Origin of the sequence: Actinoplanes sp. NPDC051633 (genome assembly GCF_040681735.1) — a bacterium.
In the GTDB taxonomy this organism is placed as follows: Bacteria; Actinomycetota; Actinomycetes; order Mycobacteriales; family Micromonosporaceae; genus Actinoplanes.
The window spans coordinates 1-2,623 of sequence record NZ_JBFAZH010001078.1 but is presented as its reverse complement, the minus strand read 5'-3'; the positions used below and the strand labels follow the sequence as shown (position 1 = coordinate 2,623).

Sequence of the window (2,623 nt, the reverse complement as noted above, 5' to 3'; positions counted from 1 at the left end):
CGCGCCCAGCGAGCCGACCAGCCGGTCGAGCCCGGCCAGCACGCTCGGCGGCGCCGCGTCGGTCAGCGCCAGCGCGCGCAGCGCGGCGCGCACCTGACCCATCACCGCGGCCGCCCGCACGTCGTGCCCGGCCACATCGCCCAGCACCATGGCCAGCTTGCCGTCGGCCAGCTCGAACGCGTCGTAGAAGTCGCCGCCGGCCGCGTTGCCGTCCACACCGACGTCGTAGCGCGCCGCGATCCGGAAGGTGTCCAGCTCGGGCAGGTGCTCGGGGAGCATGCTGCGCTGCAGCAACTGGGCCGTCCCGTGCTGCGCCTCGAACTTGCGGGCCCGCTCGGCGGCCTGCGCGACCAGCTCGGCGGTGGCCGTGAGCAGCGCGCGCTCGGCCGGCGTCCAGGGATGAGCGCTGGTGTAGCCCATGGTCAGCGCGCCGCGCAGGGACGGCGCCCGCAGCGGGATCGCGGCCAGCGCGCGGATCCGCCGCTCGTGCCGATCGGAGGCGACAGCCGCCAGCGGCGCACCGTCCGCCTCGAACGAGGGCCGGCCGGACTCCGCGACGGCCACCAGCGGCGCCTCCGGGCGGCTCACCCTCTTCCACACCGGGGGCAGCCGCTCGTCCGCCTCGTCGATGATCTCGCCGCGGATCCGGCGCACATATCGATAAGCCCCGCCGTCGTCGATCCCGAAGACACAGTGGTCGACGCCGAACGAGGCCAGCGCGAAGGACAGCACGACCCGGGTGACGTCATCGATGGTCATCGCGCCGGCCAGCCGCGCGGTCAGCTCGCCCAGGCTCTGCAGCCGCCGGGTCACCTGGGTGGTCTCGGCGGCCACGGTGAGCACCCCGGCCACCCGGCCGTGCCGGTCGCGGACCACCGAATGGCCGCGGGTGAACGAGGCCGCCGCCCCGCCGGGCACCTGGACCTGGGTTTCCGCCTCGAGATAGGGACGGCCGCTGCGGTAGACGTCGTCGATCACGGCGCCGACGCCGGGCGCCTGCCACAGCCGGCCGAAGACCTCGGCGGCCGGCCGGCCCATCGCGTCGGGGTGTTTGCCGCCCAGCACCGCCGCATACGCGTCGTTGTAGATGAGCAGGAACCGGTCGCCATACGCCAGCGCCATCGGCACCGGCGAGTCGAGCAGGACGTCGATCGTGGCCCGCACCACCGGGTCCCACTGCTCGGCCGGGCCCATCGCGGTGCGCTCCCAGGCAAATGAGCGGACCAGGTCGGCCGCGGACTGCGCAGAGGGCGCGGCGGCGGTCGCAGACGTGCCGCCTCCCATGCCGACCATGACAAGAGAGTAGCCCCAACTCGTCCGTTTGGCCGATGCCCCACTACCCGACCGTCCGATTCCTGACTCGACGACTGTCTCGGCCGGTTGCGTACCTCGTGCCCAGATCGTTTACCCGGCGGGTTGTGCACCGGCCCCTTAAGGTCGGTGAGGGCTCTCACCTGAGGAGGACACATGACCGGCGACGGCATCGGCCGTGGACTGAGTGACATGTGGCGTTCCGTGCTGCTGTTCCTACCGGCCTTACTGGCCTTCATCGTCATCCTGGTCATCGGGTACGTGGTGGCCAGGCTGCTCCGCAAACTCGTCGCGAAGGGACTGCGCCGGGTCGGGTTCGACCGGGCGGTGGACCGCGGCCCGGTCGGCCGGGCACTGCGCGGCGGCAACATGACGGCCAGCGACCTGTGCGCCAAGATCGTGTTCTATGGCGTGCTGCTCTTCGCGCTCCAGCTCGCGTTCGGCGTCTGGGGACCCAACCCGGTCAGCGATCTGCTGACCGCGCTGATCGGCTGGCTGCCCAGGGCGTTCGTGGCGATCGTGATCATCGTGGTGGCGGCGGCCATCGCGAACGCCGCGCACGACCTGATCGCCGGAGCGCTCGGCGGGCTCACGTACGGCAGGCTCCTCGCCCGGGCCGCCTCGGTGCTGATCATCACGCTCGGCGTGATCGCCGCGCTCGAGCAGGTCGGAATCGCCACCGCCGTCACCGGACCGGTGCTGATCGCCGTGCTGGCCATGATCGCCGGCGTGGTGATCGTGGGCGTCGGCGGCGGGCTGATCCGGCCGATGCAGTCCCGCTGGGAGGCGTGGCTCGACAGGGCCACCACCGAGTCCGCGGTGATCCGCGAGCACGCGAAGGCGTACCAGGAGGACAAGGCCCGGGCCGAGGAGGCGCGCCGGGTCGAGGAGGCGCGCCGGGCGGAAGAGGCCCGGCGGGCCGAGGAAGCGCGCAAGGCGGCCGAGGAGGCGCGCAAGGCCGAGGAGGCGCGCCGAGCCGAGGAGCTGCGCCGGGCCGAGGAGGAGCGCAAGGCGGCGGAGAAGGCCGCCGAGGACGCTCGCCAGGCCGCCGCCGCGCAGCGGGTCAAGGAGGCCGAGGCCGAGGCGCGGCGCAAGGCGGAGGAGGAGGCCACCCGGCAGCGTGCCCTCGACGCGGCGGCCGCCGCCGAGCGGACGCAGGTCATCTCGACGCCGTCGGTGGTGCCGGGCTTCGACGATCCGGACGCGACCGCGCACGTGCCGGCCGCGGAGGACGAGAGCGAGCGGACGCAGGTGCTCCCCACCACGGCGCCGGCGGGGCCGGACAAGACCCAGGCGCTGCCCGACGATGAGG

Annotated in this window: 1 protein-coding gene and 1 pseudogene; one reads left to right on the top strand and one right to left on the bottom strand. The window is 73.6% G+C overall.

The features are described from left to right. Positions 1-1,293: GAF domain-containing protein (locus AB0M20_RS37150; RefSeq protein ID WP_364305440.1), on the bottom strand; the 1,293-nt coding region annotated here is incomplete at its 3' end. A 174-nt stretch (positions 1,294-1,467) separates the two neighbouring features. Between AB0M20_RS37150 and AB0M20_RS37145 the strand changes: the two are divergent. Next, positions 1,468-2,112 (top strand): annotated as a pseudogene (locus tag AB0M20_RS37145) (hypothetical protein); the annotation flags it as partial. Positions 2,113-2,623 lie beyond the last annotated feature (511 nt).